General features: G+C 73.3%; 15 protein-coding genes. 6 read left to right on the top strand and 9 right to left on the bottom strand.

Features of this window, described 5'->3' with window-relative positions:
* Positions 1 to 388 precede the first annotated feature (388 nt).
* Complete coding sequence (locus tag H299_RS0126315) at positions 389 to 1,249, top strand: Scr1 family TA system antitoxin-like transcriptional regulator (RefSeq protein WP_027750850.1); 861 nt, start codon at positions 389 to 391, stop codon at positions 1,247 to 1,249.
* A 136-nt stretch (positions 1,250 to 1,385) separates the two neighbouring features.
* Positions 1,386 to 1,610: a DUF397 domain-containing protein gene (locus tag H299_RS36395; RefSeq protein WP_051262859.1), complete on the top strand. Its 225-nt coding sequence runs from the start codon at positions 1,386 to 1,388 to the stop codon at positions 1,608 to 1,610.
* A gap of 125 nt (positions 1,611 to 1,735) precedes the next feature.
* Here H299_RS36395 and H299_RS0126305 read toward each other — a convergent pair whose 3' ends face one another.
* Positions 1,736 to 2,854 carry an ADP-ribosylglycohydrolase family protein gene (locus H299_RS0126305; RefSeq protein WP_027750849.1) on the bottom strand — a complete coding sequence of 373 codons (1,119 nt, stop codon included), beginning with the start codon at positions 2,852 to 2,854 and terminating at the stop codon, positions 1,736 to 1,738.
* Positions 2,855 to 3,105: 251 nt separating this feature from the next.
* On the opposite strand from H299_RS0126305, the gene H299_RS0126300 reads away from it, so the two are divergent.
* The 3 genes from H299_RS0126300 (at position 3,106) to H299_RS37790 (ending at position 6,786) form a co-directional block, all read left to right on the top strand.
* Entirely contained in the window at positions 3,106 to 4,002 is an 897-nt protein-coding gene (locus tag H299_RS0126300; protein ID WP_027750848.1) for a phosphotransferase, read from the top strand.
* 48 nt (positions 4,003 to 4,050) lie between these two features.
* Positions 4,051 to 6,048 carry an outer membrane protein assembly factor BamB family protein gene (locus H299_RS0126295; RefSeq protein ID WP_027750847.1) on the top strand — a complete coding sequence of 666 codons (1,998 nt, stop codon included), beginning with the start codon at positions 4,051 to 4,053 and terminating at the stop codon, positions 6,046 to 6,048.
* 141 nt (positions 6,049 to 6,189) lie between these two features.
* Positions 6,190 to 6,786 carry a hypothetical protein gene (locus tag H299_RS37790; protein WP_051262858.1) on the top strand — a complete coding sequence of 199 codons (597 nt, stop codon included), beginning with the start codon at positions 6,190 to 6,192 and terminating at the stop codon, positions 6,784 to 6,786.
* A gap of 18 nt (positions 6,787 to 6,804) precedes the next feature.
* On the opposite strand, the gene H299_RS0126285 is transcribed toward H299_RS37790, so the two are convergent.
* The 7 genes from H299_RS0126285 to H299_RS0126255 form a co-directional block, all read right to left on the bottom strand.
* The gene (locus H299_RS0126285) at positions 6,805 to 7,815 is read right to left on the bottom strand and encodes a DUF389 domain-containing protein (protein ID WP_027750846.1); all 1,011 of its coding nucleotides are present in this window, start codon (positions 7,813 to 7,815) and stop codon (positions 6,805 to 6,807) included.
* A 96-nt stretch (positions 7,816 to 7,911) separates the two neighbouring features.
* A complete protein-coding gene (locus H299_RS37785) occupies positions 7,912 to 9,225 on the bottom strand; it encodes a DUF2254 family protein (protein ID WP_051262857.1) in 1,314 nt (437 codons plus the stop codon).
* Positions 9,226 to 9,232: 7 nt separating this feature from the next.
* On the bottom strand, positions 9,233 to 10,969 hold the full coding sequence (locus tag H299_RS36380; RefSeq protein WP_051262856.1) for a SulP family inorganic anion transporter: 1,737 nt from the start codon (positions 10,967 to 10,969) through the stop codon (positions 9,233 to 9,235).
* Positions 10,970 to 11,002: 33 nt separating this feature from the next.
* The gene (locus H299_RS0126270; protein ID WP_037760592.1) at positions 11,003 to 11,395 is read right to left on the bottom strand and encodes a DUF202 domain-containing protein; all 393 of its coding nucleotides are present in this window, start codon (positions 11,393 to 11,395) and stop codon (positions 11,003 to 11,005) included.
* 16 nt (positions 11,396 to 11,411) lie between these two features.
* Positions 11,412 to 13,319, bottom strand: coding sequence for an alkyl sulfatase dimerization domain-containing protein (locus H299_RS0126265; protein ID WP_027750844.1), 1,908 nt, complete (start codon positions 13,317 to 13,319; stop codon positions 11,412 to 11,414).
* A gap of 143 nt (positions 13,320 to 13,462) precedes the next feature.
* Entirely contained in the window at positions 13,463 to 13,765 is a 303-nt protein-coding gene (locus H299_RS0126260) for a lipopolysaccharide assembly protein LapA domain-containing protein (RefSeq protein WP_027750843.1), read from the bottom strand.
* A 150-nt stretch (positions 13,766 to 13,915) separates the two neighbouring features.
* Positions 13,916 to 14,254 carry a hypothetical protein gene (locus H299_RS0126255; RefSeq protein ID WP_027750842.1) on the bottom strand — a complete coding sequence of 113 codons (339 nt, stop codon included), beginning with the start codon at positions 14,252 to 14,254 and terminating at the stop codon, positions 13,916 to 13,918.
* A 383-nt stretch (positions 14,255 to 14,637) separates the two neighbouring features.
* Here H299_RS0126255 and H299_RS0126250 point away from each other — a divergent pair, with 383 nt between their 5' ends.
* Positions 14,638 to 14,991, top strand: coding sequence for a VOC family protein (locus H299_RS0126250; protein WP_027750841.1), 354 nt, complete (start codon positions 14,638 to 14,640; stop codon positions 14,989 to 14,991).
* Positions 14,992 to 15,140: 149 nt separating this feature from the next.
* Here H299_RS0126250 and H299_RS0126245 read toward each other — a convergent pair whose 3' ends face one another.
* Positions 15,141 to 16,481: an NsdA family TPR-like regulatory protein gene (locus H299_RS0126245; protein ID WP_027750840.1), complete on the bottom strand. Its 1,341-nt coding sequence runs from the start codon at positions 16,479 to 16,481 to the stop codon at positions 15,141 to 15,143.
* Between the last annotated feature and the right edge of the window lie 102 nt (positions 16,482 to 16,583).

Below are 16,583 nucleotides of genomic sequence, written 5' to 3'. Positions count from 1 at the left end.
GCTGAGCCGCGACGCCCCGTATCCACGCGCGCCCTGACCGGCGCGCACGCAGACAGCGTGCGTCGGTCAGGGCGCGCGTCGGGCTGGGTACGGGCTCGGGTCGAGGCCCGTGCTGTGCGCGCCGGTCCCGGCAGGCGGCCGGATTACCACCTCGCGTGTGCTCGATCCAGCACCCTCTGTTGCCATTTGGCAGCGCCTTCACCCATGGTGGTGGCAAGCTGATGGAAAGTAGTCGTACTTAGTCCGTCCGGCTTGTCCGGGGTGGGAGCCGACGCGCCGCGCCGGTGGTCCGCGGGCCCGTGGCTGGGCAGCGGCAGTCCTTGCGGGCGCCGCCAGGTCACACCTCCCACCCCGCGTCGGCCGGGCGCAACGCGGAGGTGCTGTTCCTGTGGCGTCGAACGTCAATCCCACCGTCCGTCGGCGCCGGTTGGGCCAGGAGCTGCGCAAGCTCCGGGAGCTCAAGGGCATGACCGCCGAGGAGGTCGCGGACCGCCTGCTGGTCTCGCAGTCCAAGATCAGCCGGTTGGAGAACGGCCGCCGCAGCATCAGCCAGCGCGACGTGCGCGACTTGTGCGGGGTGTACGACGTCGAGGACCACCGCATAGTCGACTCGCTCATGCAGATGGCCAAGGAGTCCCGCCAGCAGGGCTGGTGGCACGCCTTCGGCGACATCCCGTACAGCGTCTACATCGGCCTGGAGACGGACGCCGCCTCGCTGCGGGTCTACGAGCCGCTGGTGGTGCCGGGGCTGCTCCAGACGCAGGCGTACGCGGAGGCGGTGATCGCGGGGGCGCTGCCGGAGGCGACGGCCTCCGACATCGAGAAGCGGGTCCAGGTGCGGGTGCGGCGGCAGGACCGGATCACCGACCCCAGACATCCGCTGCGGCTGTGGGCGGTGCTGGACGAGTCCGCGCTGCGGCGGGCCGTCGGCGGCCCGCAGACGATGGTGGAGCAGCTCGCGCACCTGATGGAGCTGTCCCGGCTGCCCCATGTGACCGTGCAGGTCATGCCGTTCAGCATGGGGGCGCACCCCGGCGTGAACGGGCAGTACGCGATCTTGGAGTTCCCCGACGCGTCCGACTCGACCGTCATCTACCTGGAGGGCGTCACCAGCGACCTCTACCTGGAGAAGGCGAACGACGTGCAGAGCTACGGCGTCATGTACGAGCACCTGCGGGCGCAGGCCCTGAACGCGGACCAGTCGCGGGAGTTCATCGAGAAGGTGGCCAAGGAGTATGCACAGAACTGAAACGGAGAGATTACACCCCGTGACAGTTCGGTGTGAAGAGCTGCTTGGAATATGCCACTCGGTCGAGTGACTGGCACCTCACAGCAGGCGACCGGAGCGTACCGTCACTGTCACATCACGACCCAGGGGAGCAGCTATGGCAATTCAGCAGGGCAGGACGACCGTCTGGACCAAGTCGAGCCACTCGGGCGGGAACGGCGCGTGCGTCGAGGTCAAGTCCCCCACGACGGCGGCGATCGCGGTCCGGGACTCCAAGGCGCCGGAGGGGCCCGCGCTCAGCTTCGGCCCGGCGGCGTGGTGCGGCTTCGTGGACTCGGTGCGGGAAGACCTGTGCGTCCGCGGAGCCGACGGCGGCTGTTAGGGCCTGTCAGCCCAGAGCCGTCCGCAGCCGTGGGTGGGGCCGGGCAATCGCCCGGCGCCCCGCCGCGCCTCAGCCCCGCTCCGCCCGCACCCGGCGCGCCCGGGGCGCGCCTCCTCCTGCTGCCCTCACGCGCGGGGATAGCGCGCCAGCCAGGCCGGGGACGAGGCCGCGGGCGTGTGCAGGGCGGGCCCCTGAGTCATCTCCATCGCGAAGTCGTCGGCCAGCTCCAGGATCGTCGCGCGGCCCTCCAGTTCCGCCACCCAGCCGGGCGGCAGCGCCGTCTCCCCGTGGATGGTGCCCAGCAGTTGGCCGCAGAGGGACCCGGTGGAGTCGCTGTCGCCGCCGTGGTTCACCGCGAGCAGCAGCCCGTGCTGGACGTCCTCGGCCACCAGCGCGCAGTACACGGCGATCGACAGCGCCTCCTCGGCCGTCCAGCCCTCCCCCAGCGCCTCGACCCGCTCCGCCGCCGGCATGCCCTGCCGTACGGAGCCCAGCGCCCGCTTGAGCGCGTCCGTGGTCTCCTCGTGCCCCGGCCGGTTGGCCAGCTGGGCCAGCGCCCGCTGCACGGCGTGGTCCAGGGACTCGCCGCGCGCCAGCGCGTGCACGATGGCCGCGCAGGCGCCCGCGGCCAGATAGCCGGTGGGGTGGCCGTGCGTCTGCGCCGCGCATTCCACCGCGAGTTGGAAGACGAGCTGCGGCTCCCAGCCCACCAGCAGCCCGAAGGGCGCGGAGCGCATGACCGTGCCGCAGCCCTTCGAGTCGGGGTTCTTGGGCTGCTCGACCGTGCCCATCCGGTCGTCGGCCAGGCCGGTCAGGCAGGCGTTGCCGGGCGCGCGGCGGGCGTAGAGCCACTCCTCGTGCGCCAGCCAGCCGTCGTCCTTCTTCCGCTCGTCGGGGCCCCAGTCGCGCTGGGTGGCGGCCCAGCGGCGGTACGCGGCGTGCACGTCGGTGGGCGGGTGCCAGGCGCCGGTGTCCCGGCGTACGTGCGCGCGTATCAGGCCGTCGACGGTGAAGAGGGTCATCTGCGTGTCGTCGGTGATCGCGCCGCGCCGCCCGTACGCGGGGACGAAGTCGGTCACGCCGGCGGTGCCGTGCGCCTCGCGGATCGCGTCGAGCGAGTCGAACTCGATGCCCGCGCCCAGCGCGTCGCCTATCGCCCCGCCCAGCAGGCAGCCACGCACCCTGCTGCGGAAGTCCTGCTGCTCCACGCGACCCCAGATCACGTCACTCTCAGGTGCAGTCACGGTGCCCCTCCCCTCCGTCTCGCCGCTGCGGAGCAGCACTCTAATAGACAGATGTGTGCGGAATGTGGGGGCCGAGGCCCGGCTCCGGCCGGCCGCCGCGAGCCGCTCCACCGCCTCCTGGCCGCGCCCCCGCCGCCAACTCCCGTACCGGCCTTGCCCGTCCGCTCCCCCCGGAAGACGGCCGCGCCGACGGTGATCCGGCCGCCGGACGCGGGCTAGTGCCGCGTCAGGGTGGAGACGGGAGAGCGGGCATGGTGTTCGCGCAGGTGCCGCTGACGGCGGCGGTACGGAGCGCGTGCGGGGTCAGCGGGCCGGCGACGCGTCTGCACGGCGGCGAGGAGTCCGCCGCCTGGCGGGTCGGCGACCACGTGATCCGCGTCGGCCCGTACGCGAGGGACCCGGCGGAGGCGGAGTGGTGCCACCTGGTCGCGGCGGCGGCACGGGCGGGCGGCTGCGCCGAGGCGGTGGCCCCGCTGGCGCTGCCGGGCCGCGGCGGGGCGACGGTCGTACGGGTCGAGGGGCGGGTGGTGTCGCTGTGGCCGTACGCCGACGGCGGGTGGGCGCCGGGGGGAGCGGCGGGAGCGGCTCCGGCGGCACGGCTGCTGGCCCGACTGCACCGGGCGCTGTCGGGGGCCGCGCTGCCGCCCCGCCCGAGGCCGAGCCTGCTCCAGACCGGCCTGGACGGCCGGGCCGCCTACGGAGACCCGCGGCTGCACGACCCCGAACTGGACCGCTGGCTGGCGCACTTCAGCGCACGCGCCCCCCTACGGCACCCGCTGCACGGCGACTACTACCGCGGCAACCTCCTCGCCGCCCGCGACGACCTGGCACGGCTGACCGCCGTACTCGACTGGGACGAGGCGCTGGTGGCCCCGCCGGAGGTGGAAGTCGCGTGCGCGGCACTGGAGTTCAGCGGCGACTTCTGCCAGGATCTCGCGGATGCCCGCCGCTTCACCCGCACCTACCTGCGCGCCGGAGGCACCGCCCGGCAGCTCGACGACGAGTCGCTCGTGCAGCTGATGCGCCACCGACTGCGGCGCGAGAGCGTCTACTTCGCGCAGGCAACGGCAGCCGGCGCGGCACACGACGCCGCGGACCTCGACTACCACCGGCGGCGAATGGAGGCGTACGCCCGCCTTCGACCGTGACGGGCCGCCGGGCTGCTGCGTGTCCGGTGCGGAGACTACGGTTTGCCCATGCCAACGATCACCGACCTCGCCGCCGTCCTCCGCCGACCCGGCTTCTGGTCCTCCTACTACGGCGAGAACGTCGCGGACACCGAGGCGGAGAACGGCGCGGACCTGCTCCGCCGCGCGCTGGGCGCCGATCCCGACTTCGACGACGACTGGCTCTGGGGACCCGACCCTTACGAGCTCGTCACCGACGAGATGGACGACGAGGAGGAGGACCGCGTCATGGACGCGGCCATGGCGGCCGGCGCCGTGCTCCACCTCCCGTTCCCCTCGGGGTACACCTGGTCGGTCCGGTTCAGCTCCTCGCCCGGCATCTACCACGCCCTGAGCGCCCCGAACGGCACCGACGTCATCAGCCTGGGGTACGACGACCCCCACTTCCACCTGCCGATCCTGCGGTGGGCCGAGGCGCAGCGGATCGCCGCGCATCTCGGCCGGCAGACCACCACGGGCGAACCCGCCCCGCTCCCGGCGGAGTTCGTGCTGCCGCTGCTGGCGCCCGTGACCTGGGCGACCTCTCCCGAGGAAGCAGCCGAGGCGGAACGCCGTCTCGCCGAGGCGTGGGCCACCACCGGCATGACCAGCCCGGAGCACGCCGCCGAACTCGCCGCCCGGCTGGTGCAGCGCATACCGGCGCTCGTCTGGCGGCCCGACCCCGTGCACGGCTGGACCAACAACGGACGGCACAGCCACCGCAACCCTGCCGCCGGTTCCTGGGAGCCGGACGAGTTCGCGACGTTCCGCCGGTTCCTGGATGTCCTCGGCACCGACAGCCCGGCGGCTTCCGCCACGTCTGCGGCTGCGGACACGGCGGGGGCTGACACGGCGGGGGCTGACACGGCGGGGGCTGACACGGCGGGGGCGGTCGCGACGACGCGGTGGCGGATGGACGCCGACGGCCCGGTGGAGCCCACCGTCGCCGTGAGCGGCGGCCAGGTGTACTGCTTCACCTCCGCGGACGCGAAGCTGCGGGCACTCGACGCGGCAACCGGCCGCGAGAACTGGTACACCGGCGTCCAGGACCGGGGAGCCGGCCGCAGCACGGTCTCCGTCGCCCACGGCCTGGTCTGCTACGCCGGTGGCCGGCAGGGCCTCGACCTCGTGGCCTTCGCCGAGCAGGCCTCGGGCGAGGCGGGCACCGCCTGGGTGCACCCCGTCGACCCCGGCACGACGCGTTACGCGCCGTCCGGGGCGTACTCCGGCTGGGCCGACACCACGCCGGTCCTCGCCGCCGGACGCGTATTCGTCACCGAAAGCAGCCTGTACGCCTGGCAGTTCACGCCCTCCGGTCAGCCGAAGCCCTGCTGGGAGGCGCACCTCTCCGGGCATGCCACGCCGCGCGGCCGCCCCGTGGTGGTCGACGGCCTCGTGTACGTCGCCGTCGCGGACGGCTACCGCAACGCCAGCACCGTGCAGGCATTCGACGCCGCGACCGGCGAGCCCGCCCGCACTCCCGCGGCCTCCCCGGAGGACCGTCCCGCGCAGCGGGAGACGGAGGTGAGCGGCACCGCGCAGGACCTGGTGGCCCACGGCGGCACGCTGTTCGTCGCGGCCGACGCGCTGACCGCGCTGGACGCGTCGACCGGTGAACCGCGCTGGTCGGTGGCGACCGAGCGGCAGTGGTCCGGCGCGATCGGCGTGAACGACGCCTGGGTGGTCGGCACCACCTGCCGCCTGCCGCCGGAGGCGGAAGGCGCGGGCCCCGAGTGGCAGTACACCATGGTGGGCGTCGACCGCAGCCGCCGCGAGGTCGCCTGGACCTTCACGGCACCCGGACGTCTCGCCTCGAACGGCGTGGTCCTGGAAGGCCGGACGGCCTACTCGGTCGGCTACGACGACCGCGACGCCACGCTCTACGCGGTCGACCTCACCAGCGGGGCCCTGCGGTGGCAGCACCCGCTGGGCCGCTCCACCTGCCTCCCGGCCGCCGCGGACGGAACCGCCTACGTCTCGACCGCCGACGGAACCCTGCTGGCCCTCACCGCCCCCGCAACGCGCTGACGCCCTCCGCGCGCCTCGGCGGCCCGCCCGCCGGGGCACGTCGGCACACCGGCACCCTCGATCACTGTTCGGTCACATAGGGCGCGCACCTCGCACACACCCGTCACCATGTCCCTCCGACTCAACTCCAGGGGGCCGCCCATGCACACCCGCACCAGCACCGTCGCAGCCGGTGTCGCGCTCCTCCTCGCGGCCACCGCCTGCACGAGCGGCGGCAGTGACACGCTGGAGTCGCTGGCGAAGGCGGGGGCCGCCCAGAGTTCGAGCAAGCCGGCGAGCGAACCGCCCCCCGAGGCGAACGGGCTCGCGTTCGGCAGCCGATGGACGTGGGACGAGCCCGAGGACGACCAGTACTCCGCGTCCAAGGGCTCCGCCACTCCCCTCGGCTACGTCCAGCCGGTCACCGCATCCGCCACCGCGGAGGAGGAATTCGGCCGACCGGGCCATGTGTGGGCAGGACTCGAAGTCAAGGTCTGCTTGATCACGGGCGGGAGCTACATCACCAGCCAGCCGTGGACGCTGTCGTACAAGGACGGCAAGCGCCTCTACCCGTCCGCCATCACGTACGACGACTTCCCCCAGCCCGCGTACCCCACGGAGGAAGTGCTGCTCGACGAGGGCGAGTGCGTCCGGGGGACGATCGTGTTCGCCGTGCCCGGCGGCCAGCGCCCCGACCGGGTGATCTACGAAGCCGGTGACCGCTCCGAGCCTGCCGACTGGGCCGTGCCCAGGGCGTAGGCGCCCCTTCCTCCGAGGTCAGCCGCCGACCTTTCCCACGCTGATCCGGCGCCCGCGCGTGGCGTCCACGACGATCGGGATGCCGTCCGGGATCTGGCCTGCCAGATCGTGGAGCAGGTCCTTGACGGGCGGGAGGTCGCCGGGGCCGCGCACGTGGATGTAGAGGGTCCGGGAGTGCGCTTCGACGCTGGTGACCCGTGCGCCGGGGGTGCCTTCGAGCCAGTGCTGCGTGGTGCTCCTGGCCCGCGCGGTCCAGGTGTGCAGCAGCACGGTGGTCACCGTGTTGGCGCCCAGGGGGAGGAGGACGGCGGTGAAGAGCAGGCCGAGCATCACGTACGCGCGCCGCGCCGCCCGCAGGCCGTGGACGCCCCGCTCGCCGGGGGCGCCGGTGTAGCCGAGGGTGGCGAAGACCACCATGCCCGCGAAGACCAGGGCCAGCAGGTTGGACAGGAAGAGCACCAGTGCGCCCAGCGCCAGCCACCACGACGTCTGCCCGGCGCACACGCCGGTGACCACGAGCGGCGGGACCAGGGAGATCGCGATGGCCACCCCGGGGAGGACCGCGGCGACGTCCTTGCGGGCCAGGGCGACCGCACCCGCGAAGCCGGTGGCCAGGGCGGCGATCAGGTCGAGCAGTCCCGGTGAGGTCCGGCCGGAGATCTGACTGTTCGTCAGCAGGTCGAAGGCGCGCGGCACCACCAGCGAGGCCGCTGCCCCCACCAGGACGACCAACAGGCACCCCAGCACCACGAACGCCGCGGCGGTGGTGCGGCGGCGCTGCACGGCGCCCAGGGCGATGCCCATGATGGGCGTGGAGAGCGGGGCGATGATCATCGCGCCGATGACGGTGGCGGTGGAGTCCGTCAGAATCCCGCCCGCGGCGATCACCGAGGACAGCGTGAGCATGGTCCAGAAGGCCGACTGCTTGGACCGGCTGTCCCCCGACGACAGGTCCAGGTCCTCCTGGAGGCCCTCCAGGGAGCGGCGCTGACGGTCGGGCAGGACCCTGTCGCGAAAGTGGCCGAGCATCCGCCCAGTATCGGGAGCGGGAGCGGTTGGGCAGTTCAAGGACACGGCGCCGCGCCGCAGTGCTCGGTAAGGTCGCCCGCCAGGTGGCTCGGCCCGTCAGCCGTCGCGCGGGGCGGGGCCGCCGAGGCCCTGCGTGTCGGGCCGGGTGGCGGTGGCGATCAGCGTCGGGTCGGGCAGCGTACGGGCGGTGCGCTCCAGCGCGGCGCGGTAGGGGCCCAGGGCCGCCGCGCGGGACGGGGGCAGGGCGGGGGCGAGGGTGTCCAGCAGGGCGCGGACGCGGCGGTGTACCTGGAGGGAGTCGGCGCCGTAGAGGAGGATCTCGGCGAAGGCGAGGTCGAGCAGCTCGGGCCAGTCGGGGCGCGGGACGGTGACGCGGGCGGTGCCCTCGCCGTCGCGGAAGGTGGCCGGGCCCAGCGGGCGCGGCGCGAGGCGCAGCAGGGCCGACTCGATCTGGTCGAGCGCCTGGACGGCGGTCGTCGGGTCGTTGACGGCGGGTGACAGGGCACGGATGGCGACGTCGACGAGGAGCCGCAGGCCGTACGCAGGGTCGTGGTCGATGCGGCGGGAGGGGCCGAGGCGTACGGCGCGGGCCAGGCGGCGTGCCTCCGGTGCGGGCGGTGCGGCGGGACCGGCACGCAGAAGCGGCGCGTCGGGTTCGACGAAGCCGCCGACGGCGACGAGGCAGGTGACGTGGAGGTCCAGGCGCGCGGCGAGCGCCGCGAGGGCGGGGCCGTCGATGTGCTGGACGACGCCCCCGCGCGGCGCGCCGATCTCGGCGCCCTCGGGCGGCGGCTCGCGCCCCGGAGCCGACGGCCCCGACGGCACCGGCCCGGGAGCCGTGCGCGGGTGCGCCGACTCCTGCCACGCATGGTCGAGCGCGGCGTGCAGCCGCAGGCCGACGGTGCGGACGAGGCCGCCGCCGGTGACCGTCTCGCGCAGTTCGGCGAGGCTGCCCAGGATCGCCCCGGTGGACAGGACGACGAAGACGATGGCCAGGGTGACCGACAGGCGTGGCACGTGGTCGTCGCTGACCTGGGCGAGGACGACCAGGGCGTAGACGGCGGTGCCGGTCAGCGCGCCGAACAGGACCAGCGAGCGTTCGAAGTAGCCCAGCACGCCCGCGAGGCGGGGAGACATGCTCTGTACCGACTGGACGACCAGGGTGACCGCCGTCAGCACGAAGCCGGTGAGCGTGATGACGCCGGAGGCGATGGCGCCGAGGGTGGCCTGCGCGGCGGAGGGGGCGTAGGTGAGTCCGCCGAGGTGCTGGGAGCGTTCCGCGTGCGGCAGCCACCAGCCCAGCAGCGCCCCGCCGCCCGCGAGCGCGACGGCCAGCCCCCGGTTCGGCCAGCTCGCCCTGGGGGTGTGCCGGCCGCGGGGGCGGCGCAGGACGGTACGCGCGGTGCGCATCGCGTGCTCACTCCTCCCGGTCGGGCGGCGGGGGCGCGCCGACGTGCGACACGGCGGCCTCGACGCTGCCGTGGACGGCGCCGGGCCCGAGCCGGGCGGCGAGGCGGTGCTGGTCGAAGTCCCGGCGGGTGACGGCGCGCAGGTGGGCCAGGTGCAGGGCGACGCCCTGGCGGTGGAGGGTCTGGCGCAGTTCCTCCAGCCGGTCCAGGACGGGGATGCCCAGGCGGTAGGTGGCGCCGAGGTCGAGGACGACGGTGTGCGGGGCGGGGCGCGCGGCGGCGGTCAGGGCGAGTACGCGCAGCCGGGTGCGGTCCGCGTTGCCGAAGAAGAGGGCGCCGTCGGGGCGGACGACGAGCACGCCGGGGACGGCGCGCGCCCCGGGCTGCTGGGCGAGTTCGCCGTAGTGGCGGCTCCCGGGCAGCCGGCCGAGCACCGCCACGCGCGTGGTGCTGGCGGCGGCGACGAAGAGCACCAGCGAGAGGGCGACGGCCAGCAGCAGTCCGGGCAGCAGGTCGAAGAGCAGCACGCCGAACAGCGCGGTCAGCGCCACCCACAGGCTCGCGCGGTCGGCCGCCGCGTAGCGGCGCAGGTCGGCGGTGGAGAGGAAGCCGCGTACGGCGACGATGACGATGGCGCCGAGCACCGGTTCGGGCAGCTGGGTGAAGAGCGGGGTGAGGAACGCGCCGGTGAGCAGGATCAGTGCGGCGGCGGCCAGGGAGGTGAGTCGGGTACGGGCGCCCGCGGCCTCGGCGGCGGCGCTGCGGGAGGCGCTGCCCGAGACGGCGAAGCCGCGGAAGAGGCCGGCGGCGATGTTCGCGACGCCGACGGCGGCCATCTCGCGGTCGGCGTCGACCTCGTCGCCGTGCTCGCGGGCGAACCGTGCGGAGATGCTGAACGCCTCCGCGAACACCACCAGCGCCACCCCGCACGCCCCGGCGGCCAGTTGCCACCAGTCGGCGGCGGGGATGCCGGGCAGGTGCGGTACGGGTACGGCCGCGGGGATCGTGCCGACCACCTCCACGCCGTGGTCCGCGAGCCCGGCCGCCGCCGAGAGGGCCAGCGCCGCGACGAGCACCAGCAGCGACGCGGGGATCTTCGGCAGGTACCGCTCCAACGCGAACAGCGCCGCCAGCGCGCCGACACCGACCACCGCCGAGGCGGCCGACCAGTCGGGCGCGTGGCTGAACACCGTCCACAGCCTGGGGAAGAACTGGCCGTCGCCGCTGGAGATCCCGACGATCTTCGCGACCTGGCGGATCACGATGGTCAGCGCCATGCCGAACAGGAAGCCGTAGAGGGCGGGTTCGGCCAGGAAGTGGGTCACGAAGCCCAGCCGGGCCAGGCCGGCGGCCAGCAGCACGCCCCCGGCGATCACCGCGAGCGCGGCGGAGAGACCCACCGCCTGGTCCGGGTCGGAGCTGACGTCGGCGACGGTGGCGGCGGAGAGCACCGCCGCGGCCGAGGTCGCCCCGACGATCAGGAAGCGGGAGCGGCCCAGCAGGACGTACGCGGCCAGCGCGACGGGGGCGGCGTAGAAGGCGTTCTGCGGGGGTACGCCCGCGATCTGCGCGTACGCCACGCACTCCGGCACGATCAGCGCCCACACGGTCAGCGCGCCGAGCAGGTCGCCGCGTACGGTGCCGGGCACGCCGGCGCCGCGCAGGGTGCTCCACGGCCTGCGCAGGGTGCGCAGGCCGTGGAGCGCCGCCCGCCATTGCACCGGTTTGAGCAGTCGCCCGGCCACTCCCGTACCTCCCTCCTGCGTCGGCGCACGTGCTCAGGGGGCCACGATGATCACCGTGATGACGAAGCCCGCGAGCAGGAACATGGCCAGGGTGAGCACCAGTCCGCCCAGGCCGTTGCCCGGCAGTGGGGGCTCGTGGATGCGGGACTGGCGCAGGCGCCACTGCGCGTAGCCGAAGAGCAGGACGGCCGTCCCCAGGATGACGAGGTACGAGCCCAACGCCAGGCGCAGCCCGCTGGGGGCGATGTCGGTGAGCTTGACGACGGCGAACGAGGCGGCCAGCAGCGCCAGCGAGGTGCGGGACCAGGCCAGCAGGGTGCGCTCGTTGGCCAGGGTGGTCCGCATGTCGGAGTCCTCGGCCAGCCGCCGCCCGGTGTCGCCGGGCGGCGGTTCCCGGTCCGTGCGGCGGTCGTGGTCGTCCGGCATCAGCGGGGCTCCGGGGCTAAGGGGTGACGATGGCGAAGTCAGGGTCGGGATCGAGATCGCTCAGGTAGCCGAACAGTTCGGTGAGTACGCCCGGCTCGCCGCGCACCTCGGCGCGGCCGTCGGCGACGAGCGCGTCGAGCTGCGCCGTGCCCAGCAGGAGGGAGCGGAGGTCAGCCGTGTCGAGGGTGATCTCGGCGTCGGGGTCGGTCACTTCGGGGGTGTCTCCGGCGATGTGCACGAGGACGCCGTTGCGCAGGCGCAGCACCACCGGGTCCCCGTCGCGTACGCGGAAGCGCAGCGTGAGGTGCGCGTCCCAGCTGCGGGGGCCGTCGACGCGGATGGCCAGGGAGTCGAAGAGCTGGTCCAGGGTCAGAGCCGCCAGCAGGTCGGGGGAGACGGTGGAGGTGGGGGTGCCCACGGAGCCCTCGCGCAGTTCGAGCGCGCCGGTGAGGTAGAAGTTGCGCCAGGTGCCGTTCTCGCAGCCGTACCCCAGCTGCTCCAGCGCGCGGGCCTGAAGGGCGCGGGCGTCCGCGTTGCCGGGGTCGGCGAAGACGACGTGGTTGACCACCTGGGCCACCCAGCGGAAGTCCCCGGCCGTGAAGGACTCGCGGGCGCGGCGCAGGACGGCCTCGGCGCCGCCCATGAAGTCGACGTAGCGCGCGGCGGCCTCGGCCGGCGGATGCTCCCACAGGTGGGCGGGGTTGCCGTCGAACCAGCCCAGGTAGTGCTGGTAGACCGCCTTGGTGTTGTGGCTGACCGAGCCGTAGTAGCCGTGGGTGTGCCAGGCCCGCTCCAGCGCCGGGGGCACCTGCATGGTCTCGGCGATCTCCAGCGGGGTCAGCCCCTGGTTGAGCAGGCGCAGCGACTGGTCGTGCAGGTAGGCGTACAGGTCCCGCTGTTCGGAGAGGAAGGCCAGGACGCGCTCGCGGCCCCAGACCGGCCAGTGGTGCGAGGCGAACGCGACGTCGGCGGAACCGGCGAACAGCGCGATGGCCTCGGTGAGGTAGTGCGCCCACACGTGCGGATTGCGGACCTGGGCGCCGCGCAGGGTGAGCAGGTTGTGCAGGTTGTGGGAGGCGTTCTCCGCCATGCACAGTGCGTTGTGGTCGGGGAGGTGGAGGTTCAGCTCTGCGGGGGCCTCGGTGCCCGGGGTGAGCTGGAAGACCATCCGGATGCCGTCTACGGTCGCCGTCTGCCCGGTGGCGGTGACGTCCACCGTGGGCGGGATCAGGCCGACGGCACCGGTGGAGGTGGTCTGGCCGAGGCCGGCGCCGATCTGCCCGTGCTCACCCTTGGGCAGCGCCGCTCCGTACATGTAGGCGGCACGACGGTTCATCGCGGTCCCGGCGTAGACGTTCTCGCTCACCGCGTGTTCCAGGAAGCCCTGCGGGGCGAAGACGGGGACGCCGCCCGCGACGTCCTCGTCGGTGAGGACACCTCGTACGCCGCCGAAGTGGTCGACGTGGCTGTGCGTGTAGACGACGCCGGTGACGGGCCGCTCGCCCCGGTGGCTGCGGTACAGGGCCAGCGCGGCGGCGGCGGTGCCGGCGGAGAGCAGCGTGTCGATCACCAGCACCCCGGTGTCGCCCTCCACCAGGGTCATGTTCGACAGGTCGAAGCCGCGCACCTGGTAGATGCCCTCGGCCACCTCGTACAGACCGTGCTGGGCGGCCAGCTGGCCCTGCCGCCACAGGCTGGGATTGGCGGTGTCGGGGCAGTCCCCCTTGAGGAAGCGGTACGCGTCGAGGTCCCACACGACGCTGCCGTCGGCGCCACGCACCGTGGTGTCCTCGGCCGTCCCGAGGAAGCCCCGCAGGGCGTCGTCGAAGTCGCGGGTGTCGTCGAACGGCAGGTGCTGCCGCACGGCGTGGTTGCTCGCCACGACGCTGGGTTCGGCGGCGCTGGCATCGGTGGTCTCGGCCACGTGGGTCTCCCTGGCGTTCGGCTCGGCGCGACCGGCGGGGCGGGCCCGCGGTGTCCGCCACGCTTCCGGAAGGGCGGGCGGCGGGCCAGCCGCGCGGGCCGTACGGGTGACGCGGGCGGGCGCCGGGGGCCGGGCGCCGCGAGTCAGCCGCGCGTACGGCCCCTGGAACGGCCGCGCGTACGGCCGCGGGCGAGCAGCAGCCCGCACAGGGCGCCGATCACCAGCATGATGAGCAGCGCGGCGTACAGGGGCATCGTCACCACGGGCACGACCAGCCGGATCTTCACCTGCCGCGTGTTCTCGGCGATCAGCACGACCGCGAGCGCGGCCAGCACCAGCGCCAGAACCCGGTTCGGCGTCAACTGCGCACGCCAGCCACCGCCGCCGCTTCCCCCGCCTCCCTTGCCTGCGGAGGACCACGGGCGCGGGGCTTGCTGTCCGCTCATGGTGCCAGCATCAGCCCGGCGGCGGGGTACGTCGCGGCGGGCTGGGCCGTCCGGGTGCCGTACCCGGGGGCACCCGGGCCGCACGCGGGGCGCGGCGCGGCACCTCGTACGTCGGCGACGCGCTCACGTCCGTTCCCGCGGCCCGGTCAGTCACCCGGGGTAGGTGGTGAAGGTCGTGAAGTTCCGCGCACGCAACGTGTCGACAAGGACGTCGACAGCGCCGGGAGCAAGGGTGGTTTGCGTCCTCCACGCGTCGAGGGAGTCGCAGAACTCGGCTTCGCGTCCCGCGATCTCGTCGGCGACCCACAGGTTCACTTGTCCGACGTCTGCGGTGAATCCGATGAGGGTGACCATCATCAGTCCGGCGCTGGGATTCGCCGTGAGGCGCACATGTCCGCCTGCCATGACGTGGGCCCGGTCGAGGAACCCGAGCTTCTGGGCGACCCCGGACGCGCAGATCCACCCTCGGTTTTCCAGCAGAGCGGACACGGTTTTGGTAGGCGTTGTCACACTGTCCTCATCGCGGCGTGCGTGGGCGGGGAGCGGAACTGCTCGGGCCCGGTGGGCTCAGGCGTTGGTCGCAGATCAGCAGCCGTTGATCGCTGGAGTGTACAGGTCGACGCGGTCCCGGCACGGGGCTGCTTGGCTTGGCCGGTCCGAACCAGCGTGCACCGTGCGGGAGTTCACTTGCGGTCCGCTGTCGCCGGCGGAGCGGCGGAACAGCTGGTCACCGGGCCGTGCCGGTGCGCATCGCAGCGGCCGGCCGAGCCACCACCCCTCGTACACACCCGGCTTCTGACGCACTCGGCGCCCACCACAGCACCGCCGCGCACCTCTACGCGATTTACGAGCGCAAGCCTAAGCTCGGGCCCATGGCACGGGAATGGGAACAGATCATCGTCGACTCCGCCGACCCCGTCGCTCTCGGGCGCTGGTGGGCCGAGGCTCTCGGCTGGGGTGTGGTCGACGAGTCCGAGGAGATCATCGAGATCCGGCCTGAGCCGGACCGGATGCCGGGCCTGCTCTTCGTGCCCGTCCCCCAGGGCAAGACGTCGAAGAACCGGCTCCACCCCGACTTCCGCCCCGACGACCAGGAGGCCGAGGTCCCCCGGCTGCTCGCCCTCGGCGCCCGGCGCGTCGACACCGTGCAGGACGGCCAGCAGTGGGTGACCCTCCTCGACCCGGAGGGCAACGAGTTCTGCGTCCTGGGCAAGCGCACGAGCTGAACGGTTCCCCGACGAGACATGGCTGCCGGCCATGGTGGAGGCGGCACAGTCCTGGGTCGACCATCGGGGCGTGACAGGGGTTTGACAGCCGGTGCCCCCGTGCCTTGACGGCCCGTCCGCCGAGGCACGGGGGCACGTCGGCGGACCGGCTACACGAGCAGCGCGGGCGGGACCATCGCACGCGCCCGCTCGTGCAGCGCGCGAGCGGCGGGAACCCTGCGATAGGGGCGAACGCGGGAGCACATGGCACGGACTCGTTCATCGACTCGCCCGGACTGCATTCCCGGGTAGTCGTCCAGGACGAGATTCCAGGAGTGGCACGCCTCCTCCAGGTGACCCACCTCCAACTGCCGTTCCGCCAGCATGGCGCGGAAGCGCAACTGCGAACGCCGACTGTCCGTTTCATCGCGCAGGCGGAAGTGAGACTGCATGGATTCCACGCTCCCCGACACGTCACCCGAGGCATAGCGAACCTGGGACACGCAGTAGGCCATTGTCGAGGGATTGAATCCACCCAGCGACCCCAATGGACTTTCGGCCTTCTCCAGGGCCGATTCGGCCACAGCGAGGCTTTGCAGCGCCTTCGCCTGTTCTCCGGCAACCGCAAAGGCGTGGGCCTGCTGAGCCGCGAGGAAGGCACGCATCCGAGGGCCGGTGGACGGGGCTGCGACGGCGGCGGCGTCTGCCAGCCGGGAGGCAGGGGCTCCATGCCCCAAGTCTGCGGCCTGGACCGACATGCCCCGGAGAATGTGGCAGTAGGTCAGGTGGTCCCCTCCGGCCCCCGCCAACTCCAGCCCCTTGACGTAGTACTGCTGCGCCAAGCCGTGCAGACCCTCGTCCACCGCCATCCACCCCGTGACGTAGCAGAGGAAGGATGCGGCGGACAGCATGGATTCCCGGACTTCGGACGCCGCGTCCACTCTCAGAAAGGGCGCAACCGTGTTGACGAGGAACGCGGCTGCCATGGGGCGCGCATAGCGGCCACCGAAGTCGTCATCGATCTGGGACAGGCGCTCCGTCATCGACTTCACGGCCTCGACTTCGGATGCGCCGATGCGTTGGGTGTGGCCTTTCTGGACCGCTTCCATCCGGCCCACGACATCCGGCCAGTTCGGCACCGCCAGAGCGACCGAGAAGAGGCCCACTCCCAGCACCCCGCGACGCGAGGGGTCCATGTCCCGGCGCCCCAGGTCGAGGATTCCCTCGGTCGTGGCCGCAGCCCCGGGCGCGAACGGCAGCGCCGGAAAGCCCGCCTCCGCGTGCGTGACCGGACGGCGCAGCCTGCGGGCCAGCGCCTCCAGCACCAGCGGACGCACCTCTGCCTTCGGCAAGTGACCGCGCAACCACTGGTGCACCGACTGGCCGCTGTACGTCAGCGGCGTCCCGCGCTCGGTCCCCAACCGGTTCACCTGCTGCGCGAAACGGCCCAGCGTCCACCCCGCCTCACGGTGCAGCCGCTCCAGACCGGTGTTCGGCCCCATGGCCCCCACAGAGACACCACCCCTCACCCACACGGCGTTTGACGCATTTGACGCACGCCACCCCCACCACCGTACCGCTGTGCGTAGCCACGCAGTTGCCTAGTGCAAGGA

The organism is Streptomyces sp. CNH287, from assembly GCF_000424825.1.
This window is presented reverse-complemented; position numbering and strand designations above follow the sequence as displayed.

Excerpts from the sequence above, each read along its gene's own strand:
- H299_RS37790 (WP_051262858.1), top strand. The coding sequence starts at position 6,190 with ATGCACACCCGCACCAGCACCGTCGCAGCCGGTGTCGCGCTCCTCCTC.
- H299_RS0126295 (WP_027750847.1), top strand. The coding sequence starts at position 4,051 with ATGCCAACGATCACCGACCTCGCCGCCGTCCTCCGCCGACCCGGCTTC.
- H299_RS0126285 (WP_027750846.1), bottom strand. The coding sequence starts at position 7,815 with ATGCTCGGCCACTTTCGCGACAGGGTCCTGCCCGACCGTCAGCGCCGC.
- H299_RS36395 (WP_051262859.1), top strand. The coding sequence starts at position 1,386 with ATGGCAATTCAGCAGGGCAGGACGACCGTCTGGACCAAGTCGAGCCAC.
- H299_RS0126260 (WP_027750843.1), bottom strand. The coding sequence starts at position 13,765 with ATGAGCGGACAGCAAGCCCCGCGCCCGTGGTCCTCCGCAGGCAAGGGA.
- H299_RS0126300 (WP_027750848.1), top strand. The coding sequence starts at position 3,106 with ATGGTGTTCGCGCAGGTGCCGCTGACGGCGGCGGTACGGAGCGCGTGC.
- H299_RS37785 (WP_051262857.1), bottom strand. The coding sequence starts at position 9,225 with ATGCGCACCGCGCGTACCGTCCTGCGCCGCCCCCGCGGCCGGCACACC.
- H299_RS0126270 (WP_037760592.1), bottom strand. The coding sequence starts at position 11,395 with ATGCCGGACGACCACGACCGCCGCACGGACCGGGAACCGCCGCCCGGC.
- H299_RS0126250 (WP_027750841.1), top strand. The coding sequence starts at position 14,638 with ATGGCACGGGAATGGGAACAGATCATCGTCGACTCCGCCGACCCCGTC.